The following is a 16,469-nucleotide window of genomic DNA, read 5'->3' as shown; positions in this document are numbered from 1 at the left end:
CGTCAAGGCCCAGGTGGGGGTGGTGCTGGACGAGACCACCTTCCACGACGGCCTCACCGCCCCCCAGGTGGGCAAGATTCTCGCAAAGCTCTACCCCAACTGGGACATGGCCCTCTACCAGCGCTACCTGGACAAATTCGGCCTTGCCGGCAAGAAGCCGGTCAAGACCTTCTCCAAGGGCATGAAGATGAAGCTGTCCCTGGCGGCGGCCTTCGCCGCCCGCCCCAAGCTGCTGATCCTGGACGAGGCCACCTCCGGCCTGGATCCGGTGGTGCGGGACGAGATCCTGGACGAGTTTTTGGACTTCATCCAGGACGAGGAGCACGCCATCCTCCTGTCCAGCCACATCACCAGTGATCTGGAGAAGGTGGCGGACTACGTGACCTACCTGCACAGGGGGAAGGTGGCGGTGTCCGGGGCCAAGGACGAGCTGCTGGACACCTACGGCCGCCTGGTGTGCTCCCGCTCCGACCTGGAGCAGGTGGATCCCGCCCTGCTGGTGGGCGTCCGCACCGGACAGTTCGGCTGCGAGGCCCTGGTGAAGGATAAGCACGCCTTTGTCCGCCGCTACCCCGGCCTCACCGTGGATCCGGTGACCCTGGAGGACATCATGGTCTTTACCGTAAAGGGGGATGCCAAATGACCGGCCTGATCTACAAGGATTTCCTGGCCCTGAAGGGCCATCTCAGCACCTATGTGGTGTTCTTCGTCATCTACGGCGGCCTGTGCATTGCGGGGGTGTTCTCACCCTCGGTGCTGGCCGGCATGGTGGTGCTCATCTCCATCATCACCCCCATGACCACCGTCACCTCCGACGACATCAGCCGCTGGAACCGCTTCGCGGTGGCCTCCCCCGCCTGCCGCCGGGGGGTGGTGGCGGGCAAGTACCTGTTCACCCTGCTGATGGTGCTGTTGAGCGCCGTGCTGGTGGCCGTCCTGCTGGTTGTCCTGGCCCTGGCCGGCGGCCTGGGGGACGGCTCCCTGGCCGAGTACCTGCTGGCCACCCTGGCCTGCGGCGGCATCGCCCTGCTCATGAACGCGGTGGTGCTCCCCCTGCTGCTGAAGTTCGGGGCGGAGAAGGCCCGCATGATCTCCATGGCCCTGTTCCTGGTGGTCTTTGGCGGCTTTGCCCTGCTGGGCCTGGCCGCGGGCAGCGGGGTTACCCTCCCCGTGCCTCCGGCGTGGGTGATTGCCGCCATCCCCGGCCTGCTGGCCATCCTGTCCGTGGGCGGCTTCGTCCTCTCCTACTTCATCGCCCAGGCCGTCTACGCCAAAAAGGAGTTCTGATATGTGGGGACTGGCATACAAGGATCTGCTGCTGATGCGGCGGTCGCTGTGGTACTACGCCTTTCTGCTGGTGATCTTCACGGTCTTTGTGCTGATCGGCTCCCTGGACGCCTACATCCTGTCCGGCATGGCCATGCTCTTTTCCTATATGGTGCCCCTCAGCTCCTTCAGTCTGGACGAGGCCGCCCGGTGGGGGGAGTTCGCCGCCGCCACCCCGGCCTGCCTTCGGGGAATCGTGGACGGCAAGTACCTGTGCTCCCTGCTGACAGCGGCCGGGGGCGGCGGCGCCGCGGCCCTGCTGATCTGCCTGTGCGCCGCCCTGGGGCGGCTGGGTGACCCCCTGGGGGAGGTGCTCCTGTCCTGCCTGTTCTGCACCGGGCTGGCCCTGGCCATGGAGGCGGTTCTGCTGCCCATCCTCCTCCGCTTTGGCGCCAAGTCCGGCGGCTACGCCCTGCTGGCGGTCACCCTCCCGGTGTTCGGCGGCATGCTGGTTCTGTGGCTGCTGGAGCGCAAGGGCCTGCTGGCCCTGCCCGACCTGACCCCCGGCGCGGCCGCCGCCCTGGCCTGGGGGGCCGCCGCCCTGTGCGCGCTGGCCTACGCACTCTCCTGGCTCATCGCCCGGCGGATTTACGGCAGAAAGCAGTTGTAAAAAGTGAGCCGACCCAGTAAAAACGGGCAGTAACAAGGCGCCCCCTGATGTAGGAAAATAGACTACGTCAGGGGGTATTGTCATGGGGAAACGGGCTGATTAAGCGGCAGCGAGAACGCAGCTTTGTTATCTGTGGCCACCGTTCTTACATCCATACTAAGCAGAGTGTACTGGAGCTGTCCCTTGATCCGTGGCCTCTATGATGATAGTATTGCGGCCTACAAGACCGGGACAGAGCAGACGGAAAATCTGCTTCTGGACACGCTTCGGCTGAACATAAAGCGGGAGAGGCGCCGCCTGTGCGACGCCTCTCCGCCTAAAACCCGATATTTCCAGCCACGGAGCCGTTTTCGGCTGCCCGTACAATCTGGGGCAGCTTATTTCATGCTGCGGGGAAGGGTCAGCCGCTGAACTTGTCCAGATACCCCATAAAGAGGATGATGAGCACCACAAAGGGCAGGATGTACTTGAAGTACACCCGGAACCGGGCGGGGAAGCGGACGCCCTTGCCGGTGTCCACCTCGGCCAGGAAGTTATCAAAGCCCCAGCCCCACTTGGAGCAGCAGAACAGCAGGTAGATCACAGAGCCGATGGGCAGCAGGTTGTTGCTCACCAGGAAATCCTCCAGATCCATGAAGTTCATGCCGAAGGGGCGGACGGCGCTCCACAGGTTGTTGCCCAGCAGGCAGGGCAGGCTGAGCAGCAGGATCAGCACCAGGTTGGCCGCCACGGCCTTGCCCCGGGAGATGCCCCATTTGTCCATCCAGCAGGCCAGGATGTTCTCAAACACGGCGGTGACGGTGGACAGGGCGGCGAAGAACAGGAACACGAAGAACAGGGCGCCCCACAGTCGGCCGCCGGGCATGGAGTTGAACACGTTGGGCAGGGTGACGAAGATCAGGTTGGGCCCCTGATCCGGATTCACCCCGAAGGCGAAGGCGGAGGGGAAGATGATCAGACCGGAGGTGAAGGCCACAAAGGTGTCCAGCACGCCGATGTTGATGCACTCGCCGAAGAGCCGGCGCTCCTTGCCGATGTAGCTGCCGAAGATGGCCATGGCGCCGATGCCCAGGCTCAGGGTGAAGAAGGACTGGCCCATGGCGGCATAGATGGCCTCAAAGAGGCGGAATTTTCCGTCGGCATCGTACATCAGGTTGTGGAAGTTGGGCACCAGGTAGAACTTCAGCCCCTCCACCGCGCCGGGCAGGGTGACGGCGCGGACGGCCAGCACCACCAGCAGGGCCAGCAGGCAGAGCATCATGGCCTTGTTGGCCTTCTCCACGCCGTTTTTCAGGCCGCGGCTGCACACCAGCATGCCCAGCACCACCACGATCACCATGAACAGCAGCTGAATGCCCACGTCCTGGGTCTGCATGGTGGTAAAGGCCTCGCTGACCTGGGCGGTGTCCATGCCCTCAAACTGGCCGGAGGCCAGCTTGAAGAAGTAGAGCAGCAGCCAGCCGGAGATGGTGGTGTAGAACATCATCAGCAGGTAGTTGCCCGCCATGCCGAACCAGCCGTACCAGTGCCACTTGGTGCCCCTGGGCTCCAGCTGCTGGAAGGACATGGTGATGCTCTTGCGGCTGGCCCGGCCCACGGCGAACTCCATGGACATGATGGGCAGCCCCATGATCAGCAGGAACACGATGTAGATGAGCACAAAGGCCGCGCCGCCGTACTGACCCACGATATAGGGGAAGCGCCAGACGTTGCCCAGGCCGATGGCGCACCCGGCGGAGATGAGCACAAAGCCCAGCCGGGATGCAAAGGTTTCTCTCTCTTTCACGTCTCTTGTACCTCCTTGTACAGGCCGCGGAAGCGACCCATGCAACATCATAGACCATTTTCAAGATACTGTCAACGGAAAAGGGACGGAGCGGCGGGAAAACCCGCCGCTCCGCCCTGGAAAGCCCCCGGAAAAGCCTCGCAGAGTTCGCGCGGCTGTCGCCGCGCGAAGCAAATAAAAATTCGTCCGTTCTGAGGACATGCGCCTCAGAACGGACACCTCTCATGGCGGAAGGGCCGACTTTTTCGAAGAAAACGAGGCCCTTCCGCCATGCAGGCCCCTCCAGGAAAAGGTCGGAGGCCTTTTCCTGGATCATAGCCAGTCGTCGATCACATCCCGCAGGGCCACCGGCGGCACCTGGTTGCGCTGGAGTAGCTCCAGCAGGCGGTCGATGCGCTCCGGCCGGACGGTGATGTTGCGCACCGATGCCTCCTCCCCGTCCGGGGCGGTCACCTTGACGCCGTAGCTCTCACAGAGCATGCCCTGACCCAGCTCCAGCTCGTCCACCAGGACGTAATAGCGCAGGCCGGTTTCCAGTTCTCCGCCGGCCGCCGGGCGGTCGGGCTCCACCAATAATTCCCTCATTTTGTGTGCTGTCCCTCCTGTTGTTCTTCTTGACACCATTTTATGGTATTTTCCAGCATTTGTAAAGTATGGAAATGGCGCAAGTTTCGACAGAAGGGGACAGGGGCGGGGCTCAGCCCCGCTCCAGGGCCTCCAGCCCGGCCTCCGCCGCCTGGCTGATGGCCTCGGCAAAGGTTGGGTGGGGCCGCACCGGGCGGAGCAGCTGCTCCGCCGTCAGGCCAAGGGACACCGCCAGGGTGAGCTCGGAGATCAGATCCGTGGCCCTGCAGCAGCACAGGCAGGCCCCCAGCAGGGCGCGGGTCTCCCGGTGGAACACCAGCTTCACAAAGCCCCGCTTTCCCCCCTCAATGAGGGTGCGGGCGTTGCCCCCCAGCACGCACTTGCCGGTGACCACCGGCACGCCCCCGGCCTTGGCCTGGTCGGCGGTGAGGCCCACCTGGGCCAGCTCCGGGCTGGTGTAGACGCAGGAGGGGATGGGGGCCGTCCCCCGGACGGGGGCGCGGCCCAGCAGCAGGTCGGCCACGGCTATCCCCTCGGCCTCCGCCTTGTGGGCCAGCATGGCCCCGCCGATGGCGTCCCCGATGGCGTAAATCGAGGGGATGGAGGTGCGGAAGCTCCCGTCCACCTTCACAAAGCCCCGCTCCAGCTCCGGCGCGGCCCCATCGGCAAAGAGGCCCTCGGTGGCGGGCCGCCGGCCCGTGGCCGCCAGCACCGTGTCGGCGGAGACGGTGTGCTCCGTCCCCTTGTGGGTGAACACCACCGCCGGGCCGGGCTCGATGCGGGACACGGAGGCCCCGGTGAACACCTCCACGCCGGATTTTTTCAGTTCCATGGCCAGGCCCTGGGACAGTTCCCGATCCAGATTGGCCACCAGCCGATCCAGGGCCTCCACGATGGTGATCTGGCACCCTGCGGTGGCCCAAACGGCGGCCAGCTCCACCCCGATCACCCCGCCGCCGATGATCACCATGCGGTTCCGGGGGCGGATGTCGGAGAGCAGCTCGTCGCTGGTGACCACGCCGGGGGTGTCCAGCCCGGGGATGGGGGGCCGGGCGGGGACGGAGCCGGCGGCGAGCAGGATATTCCGGGCCTCATAGGTCTCCCCGCCCGCCTCCGCGGTGTGGGGGCCGGTGACAACCGCCCGGTGGGGGATCACCTGCACCCTGGCGGCCTGGAGCTGTTTCTCCTGACCGGCGCGGAGGGTGGACACCACCCGCGCCGTCTCCTCCGCCAGGGCGGGCCAGTCACAGCCCGGCCCGGCCCCGTGGAGCAGGGCCTTGGTGGGCACGCACCCCCGGTTCAGGCAGGTGCCCCCCACCTCCCGGGGCTCGAACAGGGCCACGGACAGGCCGCCCTTTGCGGCCCGGAGGGCGGCGGCACAGCCGCCGGGCCCTCCGCCTATGACAATCAGATCCCACATGGCTCAGCCCTCCGGGAAGGCATACCGCACCACCGGGCGGCGGGCGGCGGAGGTCTCGTCGGGCCGGCCGATGGCGGTGGACACCGGGGCGGCGTGGAGGGCCTCCGGGTTCTCCTTTGCCCGGCGGAGGATCTCCGCCAGCACCGCCGCCGCCTCGTCCAGAGTCTCGGGGGTCTCGGTCTCGGTGGGCTCAAACATCAGCGCCTCGTGGACGATCAGGGGGAAGTACATGGTGGGCGGGTGGATCCCCGCGTCCAGCATGGCCTTGGCCGCGTCCAGGGCGGACACGCCGGTCTCCTTTTTCACCTCCTCCAGGGTGAGGACAAACTCGTGCATGCACAGGCCGGGGAAGGCGGCGGTGTAGCCCGCCTCCTCCAGCTTCTGTTTCAGGTAGTTGGCGTTGAGCACCGCCGTGTGGGCGGCCTCCGCGATGCCGGCGTTGCCCAGCCGCAGCAGGTAGGCCAGGGCCCGCACCACCACCAGGAAGTTGGCGTGGAAGGCCCGCACCTGGCCGATGGACTGCTCCCCGCCGTAGCCGCCCAGGGCGGAGCCGGGGAGGAAGGGGATCAGGAACTCCTTGACGCCCACCGGGCCGCTGCCCGGGCCGCCGCCGCCGTGGGGGGTGGCGAAGGTCTTGTGCAGGTTCAGGTGGCACATGTCAAAGCCCATGTCGCCGGGCCGGGCCACCCCCATGATGGCGTTCAGGTTGGCCCCGTCGTAGTACACCAGCCCCCCCGCCTCGTGGACGATGGCGGTGATGTCCAGGATGTCCCGCTCAAAGAGGCCCACGGTGTTGGGGTTGGTGAGCATGAGTCCCGCCGTGTCAGGGCCGCAGGCGGCTTTGAGGGCCTCCAGATCCACCAGCCCCTCCGGCGTGGAGGGGATGTTCTTCACGGTGAAGCCAGCCATAGCGGCGGAGGCCGGGTTGGTGCCGTGGGCGGAGTCGGGCACCAGGATCACGGTGCGGCCGCTGTCCCCCCGGCTGTGGTGGTAGGCCTTGATGAGCAGCAGTCCGGTGAACTCCCCGTGGGCGCCGGCGGCGGGCTGGAAGGTCATGGCGTCCATGCCGGTGACCTCGCACAAAAGATACTCCGCCTGGGTGATCACCTTCTGGCAGCCCAGGATGGTCTGAATGGGCTGGAGGGGGTGGATGCCGGTGAAGCCGGGCAGGGACGCCAGCTCCTCCCCCAGCTTGGGATTGTACTTCATGGTGCAGGAGCCCAGGGGGTAGAATCCGTCGCACACGCCGAAGGCCCGGCGGGACAGGGCCTGGTAGTGGCGGGACAGGTCGCTCTCCCCGATCTCGGGCAGCCGGGGAGGAGCCTTCCGCCGGTACTCCTCCGGCAGGGGGGCGACGGGCACGTCCAGCGGGGGCAGGATGTCGTTGCCCCGGCCGGGGCGGCTGCGTTCAAAAATCAGTTTCATGCGCCCAGCACCTCCTTCACAATGGAAACGGCCTCGTCCAGCTGCTCTTTCGTCTGCTTTTCGGTAGCGCACCACAGCAGGCCGTCCCCCAGCACCCAGCCGCCCAGGATGCCCTGCTCCTCCAGGGCGGAGAGCACCTTCCGGGGCTGGGGCAGGTCGGTGACAAACTCGTGGAAGAAGGGGCCGGGGTAGCGCAGGGACACGCCGGGAATCTGACACAGCTCCTCCGCCAGATAGTGGGCCTTGGCGTGGCACTGCTCCCCCACCTGCCGCAGGCCCGACCGGCCCATGAGGGACAGGTAGATAGAGGCGGTGAGGGCGCACAGGGCTTCGTTGGAGCACACGTTGGAGGAGGCCTTCTCCCGGCGGATGTGCTGCTCTCTGGCCTGCATGGTGAGGACGAAGGCCCGCTCCCCCCTGGAGTCGGTGGTCTCCCCCACGATGCGGCCGGGCAGCCTGCGCATGAGGGGCTGAGCGGCGGCCATGAAGCCCAGGTAGGGGCCGCCCCAGGCCAGGGGCAGGCCCAGGGGCTGGCCCTCGCCCACGGCGATGTCCGCCCCGCAGGCGCCGGGGGACTCCAGCACGCCCAGGGTGGCGGGGTTGACCCCGGCGATCAGCTTGGCCCCGGCGGCGTGGGCCGCCTCGGCAAAGCCCCGGAGATCCTCCAGCTGGCCGAAGAAGTTGGGGTGCTGGATGTAGACGCAGGCGGTGGCGTCGTCCAGCAGCCCGGTGAGATCGGTGACGCCGTCCTTCACCGGGGCCAGCACCACCTCTGTGCCGGAGCCGAAGCAGTAGGTCTGAATGGTGGCGATCACGTCCGGGTGGGCGGCGGCGGAGATCACGGCGCGGGTGCGCTTGCGCTCTTTGCACATAGCCACCGCCTCCGCCGCGGCGGAGGCCCCGTCGTACACCGAGGCGTTGGCCGCGTCCAGGCCGGTGAGTTCGCAGATCATGGTCTGGAACTCAAAGATGGACTGGAGCACCCCCTGGCTGATCTCCGCCTGATAGGGGGTGTAGGCGGTGACAAAGGCCTCCTTGGCGGCGATCCGGCTGACGGCGGCGGGGATGTAGTGGTCGTAGGCCCCGGCCCCCCGGAGGATGGTGCGGAAGCGGACGTTCTGTTCCGCCAGACCCTCCAGGATGCGGCGCACCTCCAGCTCCGACTTGGGCTCCGGCATGTGCAGGGGCTCCTTCAGATATACGGAATCGGGCACGTCCCGGTACAGCCCCGCCGGGCCGTCCAGGCCCAGGGCGGCGTACTGGGCGGCCCGCTCCGCCTCAGCGGCGGGCAGATAGCCTCCCATGTCAGGCCTCCTCCCCGGCGCAGTGGGCCTCGTAGGCCGCCGCGTCCAGCAGCTCCTCCTCGTCGGAAACCTCCTCCACCTGAACCAGCCAGGCCCCGTAGGGATCCTCGTTTACCAGGGCGGGATTGTCCAGCAGCTCCTCGTTGACCGCCTTTACCACGCCGGACACAGGGGAGATCACGTCGGACACGGCCTTCACCGACTCCACGTCGCCCAGGGCCTCTCCGGCGGTCAGCGGATCCCCCTCCTGGGGCAGGTTGACAAAGACGATGTCGCCCAGGGCGTGCTGGGCGAAGTCGGTGAGGCCCACGGTATAGACCCCGTCCTCCTCCTTCAGCCACTCGTGGGACTTGGTGTAGCGCAGCTCCTCAGGGATGTTCATAGTGATAACCTCCTGTAAATTTTCTATATGATATTGCGAAATGTGCTGTTATCCGCGCTTGTAGAAGGGGGTTTTGACCACCTCGGCCTCCACCCGGCGGCCCCGCACGTCCACCTGGAGGGCGGTGCCCGGCTCCTTGTAATCGGCGTCCACCAGGGCCATGGCCACGGCGCAGCCCAGCCAGGGGCAGTGGGTGCCCGAGGTGACCACGCCGATCTGCCGCTCCCCGTCGTACACCGGGCACTCCTCCCGGGCGATGCCCCGGCCGGTCATCTTCAGGCCCACCCGGCGGCGGCGTACCGGCCGGGCCTGCTCCAGGGCAGCCTTGCCGATGAAGCCGGCCTTGTCCAGCTTGACGAAGATGCCCAGCCCAGCCTCGTAGGGGTTGATCTCCGGGGACAGCTCGTGGCCGTAGAGGGGCATGGCGGCCTCCAGCCGCAGGGTGTCCCGGGCCCCCAGGCCGCAGGGCACGGCCCCGGCGGCGATCAGGGCGTCCCACAGGGCGGGGGCGTCGCCGGGGGCGCAGTAGAGCTCAAACCCGTCCTCCCCGGTGTACCCGGTGCGGGACACCAGGCAGGGCCGCCCGTCCACCGTGCCGTGGAGCACGGCGGTGTAGTTCTTCTCCGGAATGTCCCCCGTCAGGGTGCGGAGGATGGACTCCGCCTCCGGCCCCTGGAGGGCCAGCTGGGCCACCTGGTCGGAGATGTCCTCCATGGCGCAGTCGCCGGTCAGATGGGCGCGGATCCAGCCGGCGTCCTTGTCCCTGTTGGCGGCGTTGACCACGATCAGATAGGCCGTGTCCGAGCACCTGTAGAGGATCAGATCGTCCACCATGCCCCCGTCCTCGTAGCACATGGGGGAGTACCGGGCCTGGCCGTCCGCCATGCCGGAAAAGTCATTGGTCATCAAATTGTTCACGTTGGCCAGGGCGTCGGCGCCCCGCAGCACCAGCTCCCCCATGTGGCTCACGTCGAACAGCCCGCAGGCGGAGCGCACCGCCCTGTGCTCGGCGATCACGCCGCTGTACTGCACCGGCAGCAGCCACCCCGCGAAGGGGACGATCTTCCCTCCCGCCGCCGTGTGGCGGTCGTAGAGAGGGGTCTTGCGTCCTTCCATTTCCATTCCCTCCTTCTGATTTTGGACAGCAAAAAAGCGCATGGCAATTCTGCCATGCGCCTCTGTTGGGTTGCCTGAGAGTTTTGCCCCCGTCGGCGCGGACTGCCGTCCGCTTTCCAGAGTCCCGTCCGGGGCCGATCCTTCTGCCTGAGAGATCCCTGCGCTTGCCCCTTCGGCGGCGGTTTCCCGCCCTCTCTCGGCCCCATCATCCGGCGGTATGAAGTTGATGACATATTTTACACTCATCAGTATACGGGCCCACAGGGGAAAAGTCAACCACATTTTTGGCGGATCCGGACAATTGACAGGCGGGGGATTTCCTGTTATATTATTTGTATACAAATCATTTGGATACAAATGGTCTGAGGAGGACAGAGAATGGATACCAGCTTTCACTACCTGCTGCTGGCCGCCCAGGGCATGTTCCAGCGCAGGATCCTGGCCCGGCTGGCCGGCTCCGGCCTGACGGCGGGGCAGCCCAAGGTGCTCAACTACCTGGGCCTTCACAACGGCAGCGTGCAGAAAAATATCGCCCTGGGGTGCCAGATCGACCCGGCCACCCTCACCGGCCTGCTGGGCCGGATGGAGGAGAAGGGCCTGGTGGAGCGCCGGGCCGAGGGGGGCGACCGCCGCGCCCTCCACGTCTACCTGACGGACTTCGGCTGGGAGAAGCAGCGGGAGGTGCTGCGGGTGCTGGAGGCGTGCGATCGGGAGATGCTCTCCGGCCTGGACGAGGCCGAGGGCGCGGCCCTGCTGCGGGGCCTGCGCCATGTGTGCGAGCATCTGGCGGAAAATAAGGAGGCGCTGCAATGAACAGAGGAGAGCTGATACGCCGGTATCTCTTTTTTATCGCGGGGCTGTTCGTCAATGCCCTGGGGGTCAGCCTGATCACCAAGGCCAGCCTGGGCACCTCGCCCATCTCCAGCATCCCCTACGTGCTGGACATCGGCTTTGCGCCCACCCTGGGCATGTTTACCCTGGTGTTCAACCTGCTGCTGGTGGCGCTCCAGCTGGGGATCCTCCGCCGGCGGTTTCCCCGGCACTTCTGGCTGGAGATCCCCGTGACCCTGGGCTTCTCCTGCTTTATAGATCTGACCATGTCCATGCTCACCGCCTACAGTCCCCAGGGCTATCCCCTTCAGCTCCTCTCCCTGCTGTTCGGCTGCCTGGTGCTGGGCTTCGGCGTGTTCATGGAGATGGCCGCCGGGGTGGTGATGCTCCCCGGCGAGTGCACCGTCAGTGCCATCTCCACCACCTGGCACACCGACTTCGGCAAGACCAAGGTGGCGGTGGACGTGACCATGGCGGTGACGGCGGCGGTGGACGTGACCATGGCGGTGACGGCGGCGGTGCTCGGCCTGCTGCTCTACCACCGGCTGGCCGGCGTGCGGGAGGGCACCATTCTCTCCGCCCTTCTGGTGGGGATGATCGCCCGGACGTTCCACAGCCGCCTCAATGGAGGCATACAGCGCATTTTGGAGCGCCGGGACGGCTCCGGCGTCTCAGAGGGACAGGCCGCGTAAAGGGGCGGAAAGGCCCCGCGCGCCCGCACAGAAGCGGGTGCGCGGGGCCTTTTTCACGGCGTGCAGCCCTGATGGGCCTCCGGCGCGGCGGGCAGGGGGACGCGCTCCGCCCAGGGCCGCACCAGGCCCAGCACCTCGGCGGCGGCGCACAGCTTGTCCACCGTGCTCACCACCGCCGACTCCAGACAGTGATAGAATTTGGTCGGCGTGTAGGGGAACATGTGGGTGGCGATGATGTCCGCCTCCTTCCACGTCAGGGGGAAGCGGGCCCGGGCGTTGGCCAGGGCGATGGCGGGATGCTCGGTGCCGTGGCGGACGCCGGGGTGGGTGGACTTCTCCCGCCAGTTGTAGAGGTAGAGGTCGTGGAGCAGGCCGCCCCGGGCCGCCGCCCGCTCATCCAGCCCCAGGGCGCGGCAGATGCGCCAGCTGATGCGGCTGACCAGCACACTGTGGTCGAAGCAGCTCACCCCGGCCCGGTGCTGGGGCAGCAGGCGCATGGCCTGCACGGCGCCGTCGGCCAGCAGCTCGGACACGCAGTCCCAGTATTCCCTCTCGTTTGGATGCTTCCGCATGGCAATGGACTCCTTCCCCCGGGCGTTCCGGTATCTGCCTACCAGTATACCGCCCGGGACGAAAGAGTCCATGGAGAGAAGTTTAGGATTTGGTAAAGTTTTTTTAAGAAAAGGGGAAGGGCTCAGACCAGAAAGCCCTCCACGGCCCGGACGGCCTGGGTGAGAAAGTCCCCCTCCATATCCAGCCACAGCACGTCCCTGTCCTTTTTGAACCACACCATCTGCCGCTTGGCGAAGCGCTTGATGGCCCGGCCCAGCTCGTCCTTCAGGCCGTCCAGAGTGGGGATCTGCCCGGTGAGGTAGCGCAGGATGTAGCGGTACTCCAGCCCCAGCCCCTCCAGGAACGCGTCGGTGGCACCATTGGCCCGGAGCTCTGCCACCTCGTCGAGCATCCCGGCGTCGATGCGTGCCTGGAGGCGGGCGTCGATGCGGCGGCACACCTCCTCCCGGGGGAAGGTCACCCCAAGCAGCAGGCAGTCATACCGGGGGTAGGGCGGCGGGCTCTCCCACCGGCCGGACAGGGCCTTCTCCACCGAGCGCATGAGACGGTGGCGGTTGTTCTCCTCCCCGCCGGTGAGGGTGACGCCGGTTTTCTCCCGCAGCAGGGCGTACAGCTCCTCCGTGGTTTTCCCCTCCAGCTCCGCCCGGAGGGCGGGGTCGGGCCGGGCGTCGGTGAAGGTAAAGCCCTCGGTCACCGCCCGGACATACAGCCCGGTGCCCCCCACCAGGAAGGGGGTTCTGCCCCGGGCGAGGATATCGTCGATGGCGGCGTAGGCCCCGGCCTGGAAGTCGGCCACCGAGTAGGGCTGATTGGGCTCCACCACGTCCAGCATGTGGTGGGGGACCCCCTCCATCTCCTCCTCGGTCACCTTGCCGGTGCCCAGATCCAGGCCCTTATATACCTGCCGGGAGTCGGCGGAGACGATCTCCCCGTCAAACCGTTTGGCCAGCTCCACCCCCAGGCCGCTCTTGCCGCAGGCGGTGGTGCCCAGCACCACAATCAGCTTGGGCAGAGACATGGGCGGCACCTCCTTTCTTCTTCTGTGCTGATGATCTTACCATAAAACCGCCGCCGGGACAACCCGGCGGCAAAAACCGTGCGGCGGGAAACTCCCGCCGCATGGTTTTGGTTGGTCTGAGGGCTGATGGCTCAGCCGGCGCTGCCGTTGCCGGCGCCCGCCTCGTCGGCGGTGAGGGTCAGCACGCCGTCGGCCTCGGCGGCGCTGATGCCCAGCAGGGTGTTGATGCCGTCGGCGGAGACATAGTAGTTCCCGCCGATCAGCAGGGCGGAGACCTCCACAGGAGCGCCGTCCACGGTGACGGTCAGGTCGGCGTAGTCAATGGCGGTTCCGTCGGCACGGGCGGGCAGGGGCTCGTCGGTATATTCGCCGCCCTTGGTGACGACCACGCCGTTGTTCCACTCCACGTTGAAGGCGGCCGTGGTGCCCTGGAAGGCGGCGGCCAGATCACGCAGGCGGTAGAAGGTGGTGTCTCCCAGACCGCTGCTCACCGCGCTGTCGGCGGAGCAGAGCAGGCCGTTGACGATGACGTTGTTGGCCTCGTTCAGGTTGATGCTCTTGTTATAGGGGGTGGCCAGCTCGCCGGAGTTGACCTTCTCGATGTAAGCGGCACGCTCCGGGTTGTCCAGCTGGAGATCCACGCCGGTGATCTTCCAGTTGTTGTCCACCACGGGCTCCAGGGGATCGTGCTCGGCCAGGTAGGCCACCAGCATGTCGCGGACGGAGGCGGAGGACTCCCACGTCTTCTCGCCGGAGATGATGCCCTCGTTCTTCAGGCCGGTGTAGCGGTAGTCGTTGACGCACAGGGTGAGGGTCATGTCGTCGGTGAGGGGCTGGCCCTGGAAGGTCACGTTCTCAATGCGCTCCCCGGCGGGCTTGGACAGGTTGACCTCGTAGTTCAGGCCGATGAAGTGGTCGTGGAGATAGCCGGCCTTGTCGGGGTTGAAGGAGATGTTGATGTCCCCGGGCTGCCACTGGTTCCAGCACTCGGCGGCCCACTCCATGTAGGCCTTCATCTCGGCGCCGGTGACCTCCACGGTGTAGAGCACGTTGGGGTACTTGTAGATGTCGAACATGTTGCCGTAGTTCAGCGGCCCGGCCTTCAGATCGCTGGTGTCCTTGAACAGGGCCACGGCGGTGACGTCGGCGCCGGAGTTCTCCAGCTGGACGGTGCCGATGAGGTCGATGACGGCGGTGTCCTGGATGCGGCCGGCGGGGATGCCGGCGATCTCGTTGGCGGGCTGGAAGTCGGCGGCGGCATGGCCCAGCACGTTGTCCTGGATGAAGGACACGGTCTTGTCCTGGGCGTCCTTGACGGCGGCCACGTCGCGCAGGCCCTGGTCGGGCTCGATGCCCTCCATGGAGACGGTCTCCACGGTGGCGGAGGTGATCTCCTTGTTGGCATCCAGGGTCAGGTCATAGCGCACCACCTCGCCGGCGTTGTTGGCGGTCTCGCCCACGGGGATGGTGTCGTTGTTCACATAGGTGGTGTGGGTGTGGCCCAGCTGGAGGATGTCCACCTCGGGGCACTGCTCCAGGATGGTCTTGCCGGCGTCGGAGCCGTCGGTGGAGTACTCGGCCTCCAGACCGGCGTGGGCACAGACCATGATGACGTCGGCGCTGCCGCCGATGGCGTCGATGCACTCGTTCACCGCGTCGGCCAGGGGCTCAAAGGTCAGCTCCTCCACGCCCTGCTTGGTGCCGTCCCAGCGGGGAATGTTGGGGGTGTCCACGCCGATGACGGCCACCTTGACGCCGCCCCGCTCCACAATGGTGTAGCCGGCACCGGTGAAATAGCTGCCGTCGGCGTTCTTGATGTTGGCCGCCAGCACCGGCATCTCGGCCTGAGCCAGGATGGATTTCAGGGTGTCAACGCCGAAGTTGAATTCATGGTTGCCCAGTGTCCAGGCGTCGTAGCCCATGTAGTTCATGGCGGCGGGCACCGGGTGGTTCGCGGTGTCCTTGGAGTAGAGATCGTCGGTCATGATGGTGCCCTGGATGGTGTCGCCGGTGTCCACCAGGATGGTGTTGGGATTCTCCGCGCGCACCTGGTTGACATAGGTGGAGATGCGGGCCAGGCCGTCATCGGTACTCTCGGCCATGTCCTCATAGGAGTACCCCCAGACGTTGCCGTGGGTATCCGAGGTGCCGATGATGGTGATGTGGGTCTCCCCCTCCGCCGCCAGGGCGGCGGGTGCCAGAGAGAGCACCAGTGCCGCGGACAACACGGCAGAGAGAAGTTTGCTGAGTCGTTTCTGTTTCATGGTTTGCGCTCCTTTCCATCTTTCCCGGGGGAAGATTTGTCCAGTCTCCCCCAACACAGGAATTATACCATTCTGCCATTTTGTCGTCGATAGTTTTTGTGAAAAACGCACAAATTTATATATTGGAGATTTCACAGCTTGAAAGGCGGGCGAACCGCCTCCCAACAGAAAAAGAGCCCGGCGGCTGCTGCCGCCGGGCTCCTCTTTTTGTGTACAAGATGAAACCGGAATGGCGGGAAGAGGGCCTTACTCGGTGCTCTCCGCCTCGGGCGCGGTGCTCTCCTGGGGAGCGGGGGACTCCTCAGCCGGGGCGGGCTTCTCCTGCACGGTGGCGTCGGTGCCCAGCAGGGCGTTGAAGGACTCCACGGTCAGGTAGTAGTGGCCGTCCACGGCGATGGCGGGCACGGCGATCTCCGTGCCGTCCACGGAGACGGTGATCTCCACCGGGGTCTGATTGCGGTCGGCGGCGGAGATGTCCGCGGGCACCTCCAGCACGTCGCCGTCATAGGCCGCGCCGGTGGTGACCACCACCTGGCCATCGACCCAGTCCACGTTGAACTGGTGCTCAGAGCCGGTGAAGATGTAAGCCAGATCCCGGATCCGGAAGTAGGGGCTGCCGTCGGTGCCCACAAAGGAGGCGGCGGTGCCGCTCTTGTCCAGGTCGGTGACGTATACGTTGCCGTCACCCCAGTTGGGGGTGGTGGCCTCGGGCTCCGCGGTGGCCTCGGGCTCCGCCGCCAGGGCGGCGGGGGCCAGGGAGAGCATCAGGGCCGCAGACAGCACGCCGGAGAGGATCCTGCCCATTCGATTGTTTCCCATGATAGAAGCTCCTTTCCTGCCGGCAGATGGGGCTGGGGGCGTCCTCCGCCGGACAGGGTCATTATAGCACGGAAGGCGGGAACTGTCGACCGGATTTTCAGGAAAAGGCATGATGTTCCTACCTTATATAATATAGAACGGACAGAAGGCAGCCGAATGTCAGAAACAGAAGCACGCAGGCGCCGGGCTTTTGCCCGGCGCCTGCGCGCTTGAAAGAAAAAGAGGAGAGAGGAAGAAAGCGGAATTACTTGCCCAGACGGCGAACCAGCTCCTTGGAGCAGAAGGTGGCCACGTCGTCGGCGTAGGTGCCCGCGCCGA

16 protein-coding genes and 1 riboswitch are annotated in these 16,469 nt (G+C 66.1%); of the genes, 5 read left to right on the top strand and 11 right to left on the bottom strand.

From position 1 onward, the window contains the following. The 3 genes from QZ378_RS08580 to QZ378_RS08570 all read left to right on the top strand — a co-directional run. Positions 1-643 (top strand): ATP-binding cassette domain-containing protein (locus QZ378_RS08580; protein ID WP_291257973.1); only part of this gene is annotated, 643 nt, incomplete at its 5' end. Beyond that, positions 640-1,287, top strand: coding sequence for an ABC-2 transporter permease (locus QZ378_RS08575; protein ID WP_291257972.1), 648 nt, complete (start codon positions 640-642; stop codon positions 1,285-1,287). The genes QZ378_RS08580 and QZ378_RS08575, both read left to right, overlap by 4 nt. A gap of 1 nt (position 1,288) precedes the next feature. Further along, positions 1,289-1,936: an ABC-2 transporter permease gene (locus tag QZ378_RS08570; RefSeq protein ID WP_291257971.1), complete on the top strand. Its 648-nt coding sequence runs from the start codon at positions 1,289-1,291 to the stop codon at positions 1,934-1,936. Between the two features lie 400 nt (positions 1,937-2,336). Here QZ378_RS08570 and QZ378_RS08565 read toward each other — a convergent pair whose 3' ends face one another. From QZ378_RS08565 to gcvT, 7 genes are all read right to left on the bottom strand, one after another. Beyond that, the gene (locus QZ378_RS08565; RefSeq protein ID WP_291257970.1) at positions 2,337-3,722 is read right to left on the bottom strand and encodes a sodium-dependent transporter; all 1,386 of its coding nucleotides are present in this window, start codon (positions 3,720-3,722) and stop codon (positions 2,337-2,339) included. A gap of 312 nt (positions 3,723-4,034) precedes the next feature. Then, positions 4,035-4,307 (bottom strand): DUF6514 family protein, encoded by a 273-nt coding sequence (locus tag QZ378_RS08560; RefSeq protein WP_291257969.1) that lies wholly within the window; start codon positions 4,305-4,307, stop codon positions 4,035-4,037. A 112-nt stretch (positions 4,308-4,419) separates the two neighbouring features. Continuing rightward, the gene (locus QZ378_RS08555) at positions 4,420-5,727 is read right to left on the bottom strand and encodes an FAD-dependent oxidoreductase (RefSeq protein WP_291257968.1); all 1,308 of its coding nucleotides are present in this window, start codon (positions 5,725-5,727) and stop codon (positions 4,420-4,422) included. 3 nt (positions 5,728-5,730) lie between these two features. Beyond that, positions 5,731-7,152 carry an aminomethyl-transferring glycine dehydrogenase subunit GcvPB gene (gene gcvPB / locus QZ378_RS08550; RefSeq protein ID WP_291257967.1) on the bottom strand — a complete coding sequence of 474 codons (1,422 nt, stop codon included), beginning with the start codon at positions 7,150-7,152 and terminating at the stop codon, positions 5,731-5,733. After that, entirely contained in the window at positions 7,149-8,456 is a 1,308-nt protein-coding gene (gcvPA, locus tag QZ378_RS08545) for an aminomethyl-transferring glycine dehydrogenase subunit GcvPA (protein ID WP_291257966.1), read from the bottom strand. The genes gcvPB and gcvPA overlap by 4 nt, the downstream gene beginning before the upstream one ends. 1 nt (position 8,457) lies before the next feature. After that, positions 8,458-8,838, bottom strand: coding sequence for a glycine cleavage system protein GcvH (gcvH, locus tag QZ378_RS08540; RefSeq protein ID WP_291257965.1), 381 nt, complete (start codon positions 8,836-8,838; stop codon positions 8,458-8,460). A gap of 48 nt (positions 8,839-8,886) precedes the next feature. Next, complete coding sequence (gene gcvT / locus QZ378_RS08535; protein WP_366935177.1) at positions 8,887-9,954, bottom strand: glycine cleavage system aminomethyltransferase GcvT; 1,068 nt, start codon at positions 9,952-9,954, stop codon at positions 8,887-8,889. A gap of 125 nt (positions 9,955-10,079) precedes the next feature. Continuing rightward, positions 10,080-10,163, bottom strand: a riboswitch (glycine riboswitch). Positions 10,164-10,332: 169 nt separating this feature from the next. On the opposite strand from gcvT, the gene QZ378_RS08530 reads away from it, so the two are divergent. Both QZ378_RS08530 and QZ378_RS08525 read left to right on the top strand, forming a co-directional pair. Beyond that, the gene (locus tag QZ378_RS08530) at positions 10,333-10,767 is read left to right on the top strand and encodes a MarR family transcriptional regulator (RefSeq protein ID WP_191379339.1); all 435 of its coding nucleotides are present in this window, start codon (positions 10,333-10,335) and stop codon (positions 10,765-10,767) included. Further along, complete coding sequence (locus QZ378_RS08525) at positions 10,764-11,477, top strand: DUF6198 family protein (RefSeq protein WP_291257963.1); 714 nt, start codon at positions 10,764-10,766, stop codon at positions 11,475-11,477. The genes QZ378_RS08530 and QZ378_RS08525 overlap by 4 nt, the downstream gene beginning before the upstream one ends. A gap of 53 nt (positions 11,478-11,530) precedes the next feature. Here QZ378_RS08525 and QZ378_RS08520 read toward each other — a convergent pair whose 3' ends face one another. From QZ378_RS08520 to QZ378_RS08505, 4 genes are all read right to left on the bottom strand, one after another. Next, positions 11,531-12,049 carry an HD domain-containing protein gene (locus QZ378_RS08520; protein ID WP_191528326.1) on the bottom strand — a complete coding sequence of 173 codons (519 nt, stop codon included), beginning with the start codon at positions 12,047-12,049 and terminating at the stop codon, positions 11,531-11,533. 122 nt (positions 12,050-12,171) lie between these two features. Next, complete coding sequence (gene miaA / locus QZ378_RS08515) at positions 12,172-13,068, bottom strand: tRNA (adenosine(37)-N6)-dimethylallyltransferase MiaA (RefSeq protein ID WP_291257962.1); 897 nt, start codon at positions 13,066-13,068, stop codon at positions 12,172-12,174. 131 nt (positions 13,069-13,199) lie between these two features. Then, positions 13,200-15,332, bottom strand: coding sequence for a 5'-nucleotidase C-terminal domain-containing protein (locus QZ378_RS08510; RefSeq protein WP_291257961.1), 2,133 nt, complete (start codon positions 15,330-15,332; stop codon positions 13,200-13,202). 246 nt (positions 15,333-15,578) lie between these two features. Continuing rightward, positions 15,579-16,151 (bottom strand): hypothetical protein, encoded by a 573-nt coding sequence (locus QZ378_RS08505; RefSeq protein ID WP_291257960.1) that lies wholly within the window; start codon positions 16,149-16,151, stop codon positions 15,579-15,581. Positions 16,152-16,469: the final 318 nt, after the last annotated feature.

This window comes from Flavonifractor sp., from assembly GCF_019422385.1.
Classification (GTDB): Bacteria; Bacillota; Clostridia; order Oscillospirales; family Oscillospiraceae; genus Flavonifractor; species Flavonifractor avistercoris.
This window is presented reverse-complemented; position numbering and strand designations above follow the sequence as displayed.

Excerpts from the sequence above, each read along its gene's own strand:
- QZ378_RS08575 (WP_291257972.1), top strand. The coding sequence starts at position 640 with ATGACCGGCCTGATCTACAAGGATTTCCTGGCCCTGAAGGGCCATCTC.
- QZ378_RS08570 (WP_291257971.1), top strand. The coding sequence starts at position 1,289 with ATGTGGGGACTGGCATACAAGGATCTGCTGCTGATGCGGCGGTCGCTG.
- QZ378_RS08560 (WP_291257969.1), bottom strand. The coding sequence starts at position 4,307 with ATGAGGGAATTATTGGTGGAGCCCGACCGCCCGGCGGCCGGCGGAGAA.
- QZ378_RS08555 (WP_291257968.1), bottom strand. The coding sequence starts at position 5,727 with ATGTGGGATCTGATTGTCATAGGCGGAGGGCCCGGCGGCTGTGCCGCC.
- gcvPB (WP_291257967.1), bottom strand. The coding sequence starts at position 7,152 with ATGAAACTGATTTTTGAACGCAGCCGCCCCGGCCGGGGCAACGACATC.
- gcvPA (WP_291257966.1), bottom strand. The coding sequence starts at position 8,456 with ATGGGAGGCTATCTGCCCGCCGCTGAGGCGGAGCGGGCCGCCCAGTAC.
- gcvH (WP_291257965.1), bottom strand. The coding sequence starts at position 8,838 with ATGAACATCCCTGAGGAGCTGCGCTACACCAAGTCCCACGAGTGGCTG.
- gcvT (WP_366935177.1), bottom strand. The coding sequence starts at position 9,954 with ATGGAAGGACGCAAGACCCCTCTCTACGACCGCCACACGGCGGCGGGA.
- QZ378_RS08530 (WP_191379339.1), top strand. The coding sequence starts at position 10,333 with ATGGATACCAGCTTTCACTACCTGCTGCTGGCCGCCCAGGGCATGTTC.
- QZ378_RS08525 (WP_291257963.1), top strand. The coding sequence starts at position 10,764 with ATGAACAGAGGAGAGCTGATACGCCGGTATCTCTTTTTTATCGCGGGG.
- QZ378_RS08520 (WP_191528326.1), bottom strand. The coding sequence starts at position 12,049 with ATGCGGAAGCATCCAAACGAGAGGGAATACTGGGACTGCGTGTCCGAG.
- miaA (WP_291257962.1), bottom strand. The coding sequence starts at position 13,068 with ATGTCTCTGCCCAAGCTGATTGTGGTGCTGGGCACCACCGCCTGCGGC.
- QZ378_RS08510 (WP_291257961.1), bottom strand. The coding sequence starts at position 15,332 with ATGAAACAGAAACGACTCAGCAAACTTCTCTCTGCCGTGTTGTCCGCG.
- QZ378_RS08505 (WP_291257960.1), bottom strand. The coding sequence starts at position 16,151 with ATGGGAAACAATCGAATGGGCAGGATCCTCTCCGGCGTGCTGTCTGCG.